The organism is Mesorhizobium sp. M7A.F.Ca.AU.001.01.1.1 (genome assembly GCF_004022735.1).
Classification (GTDB): Bacteria; Pseudomonadota; Alphaproteobacteria; order Rhizobiales; family Rhizobiaceae; genus Mesorhizobium; species Mesorhizobium ciceri.
The window spans coordinates 1-1,482 of sequence record NZ_RZPF01001057.1 but is presented as its reverse complement, the minus strand read 5'-3'; the positions used below and the strand labels follow the sequence as shown (position 1 = coordinate 1,482).

General features: G+C 59.4%; 1 protein-coding gene and 1 pseudogene. One reads left to right on the top strand and one right to left on the bottom strand.

The window, feature by feature from the left end; genetic code table 11:
• Positions 1 to 405 (top strand): annotated as a pseudogene (locus EN884_RS35705) (ABC transporter permease); the annotation flags it as partial.
• 95 nt (positions 406 to 500) lie between these two features.
• Here the strand turns inward: EN884_RS35705 and EN884_RS35700 are convergent.
• Positions 501 to 1,454, bottom strand: coding sequence for an ABC transporter permease (locus EN884_RS35700; RefSeq protein ID WP_128361114.1), 954 nt, complete (start codon positions 1,452 to 1,454; stop codon positions 501 to 503).
• Between the last annotated feature and the right edge of the window lie 28 nt (positions 1,455 to 1,482).

Sequence of the window (1,482 nt, the reverse complement as noted above, 5' to 3'; positions counted from 1 at the left end):
GTGTTCGGGCGCGAGGTTCGCGCCATAGGCGGTGGGGAACGTGTCGCCATTCTAACGGGCATTCAGGTCGCGCGCGTGAAAATCTATATGTATGTGCTTCTCGGTGCCTTGTGCGGCATTGCCGGCTTGCTACAAGCCGCGCGCGCCATGGCCGCCACCGCCCAACTCGGGGAGGGGCTTGAACTGGACGTCATAGCCGCGGTGGTCGTCGGCGGAACACCATTGACTGGAGGCGTAGGCAGTGTTGTCGGTACCATGCTGGGCGTTTTGATCATCACTCTGCTTTCCAACGGCATGAACATGGCCGGTGTCGATCCGTACCTTCAGAATATCGTCAAGGGTACGGTTTTGGTCTGCGCCGTATTCGTGACCATTGATCGCAAGAAGATCGGCATCATCAAGTGAGCGGAAGCGTCGACATGCGGTTGGGGGAGATCTTGCGCCTTCTTAGCGGATCTTCGCGCACTCGACGTTGTATATCCAGTCTGCGGCAGTTCGTTTCACGGCCTCTCGATGGACGCTGACCGGGCCTGTGAATAGACTGCCACTGCGATCAGGGTCAGCAGGCCGATGAACCAATATTGCCAGGCTTGCGACAGGCCCAGGAAAACCATCGATGAATTGACTTCCTGGATCAGGACGGCGCCAAGCAGCACGCCGATGAAACTGCCGCGTCCGCCAAAGAGACTGGCTCCGCCGAGGACCACTGCGGCAATGCTGCCCAGCGTGTATTCGATGCCCTGATTGGGATCGCCGATGCCGAGCTGCGCCACCACCATCATGCCCCCAAGCGCTGTGAGCAAGCTGCAGGCGATGAACGCGCCGACGACGGTCCAGCCTGTGCGCACACCAATATGCGCCGCTGCCTTCTCGTTAGAGCCAACGGCGCGCAAGCTCATTCCCCAACGGCTGTAGCGCAAACCGACTTCGAGGATGATTGCCAGGACCAGCGCGACGATGAACACGACCGGAATGCTACCGATTGTGGCTTTGATGGTATCCATGACGGTGGCGCTGATGGCTCCATCGGGATAGGGCCGCAGCAACACCGAGATGCCCTGAATGATGATGTAAACCCCTAGCGTCGCGGCGACGGAGGTGAAGTTCCCGAACCGAACCAAGGTCCCGCTGGTCAGGCCGACGAGGGCTGCGGCGCCAAACACGGCCAACACGCCAACGATTATCGTTCCCATGCCGGCACCTTCATTCAAAAAGAATGACGCGATGACGAGGCTCAAGCCGATCAACGGTCCGACCGACAGATCGATCCTGCCGGTGAACACTGCGCACATCTGGCCAAAGGAGACGAACGCCAGTGCTGCGGAAAGGAACAGGATCTTCTCGATGTTGAAGCCTGAGACGAAACGAATGTTGTGGCCAGACGCTACCAGGCCCAGCAACACGATTAGCCCGGCAAGCACGAAGCTTGGAACATAGTCGCCGGCGGCAACCATTCGCAGCCAAGAGCGCGTAGTGCCGGAT

Coding starts and splice junctions, on each gene's coding strand:
- EN884_RS35700 (WP_128361114.1), bottom strand. CDS start 1,454: ATGGTTGCCGCCGGCGACTATGTTCCAAGCTTCGTGCTTGCCGGGCTA.